Below are 617 nucleotides of genomic sequence, written 5' to 3' on the forward strand. Positions count from 1 at the left end.
CGTGATGAACAGTTTGGCGACGTCTTCAAAGGGTTCATTCTTCGCGAACCACTGGGGGTCGGTATGACCATGGGGTGAGATGATCGGCGCATCTTTGACCTGCGCATAAAGCGCACGGGCCAGCGACCGCGCTGTAGGCTCTGTAGGAAACAGGCGGTCTTCACTTAAAAAGCCCATAGGCGGCCCCTTTTGGTTAATCTTCTTGCAAACTGATATGCTAGTATATAACCTAGGTCAATCAGACAGGGATTGATCCTGAAATGACCCAAGACATGCCACTCATATCGCTTGACCGAACCGCCCGCCCTGCGATCGCGGATTTGGTCTATGGGGAATTGCACAAACAGGTGCTCAACCTTGACCTGAAACCCGGTGAGAAGCTGTCAGAAGCTGAGATCGCAAAACGGTTTGAAGTCTCCCGTCAACCAGTGCGCGATGCATTCTACAGGCTTTCGAAAATGGGCTTCCTGCTGATCCGCCCGCAACGCGCCACATTGGTGTCGTTGATCTCCACCCGGGCGGTGATGCAGGCCCAGTTCATTCGCATCGCGCTTGAGGCTGAGGCCGTGCGCCATGCGGCCACACGGCTTGCCCCCGCAGATATTCAAGCATTGGAG

At 54.9% G+C, this 617-nt stretch carries 1 protein-coding gene; it reads left to right on the top strand.

The annotated features are described in order from the left end of the window. Positions 1-272 precede the first annotated feature (272 nt). A partial coding sequence (locus tag ACR0B3_RS24460; RefSeq protein ID WP_480811305.1) for a GntR family transcriptional regulator occupies positions 273-617 on the top strand: 345 nt, incomplete at its 3' end.

The sequence above is a fragment of the Ruegeria sp. CE9 genome, from assembly GCF_056537425.1.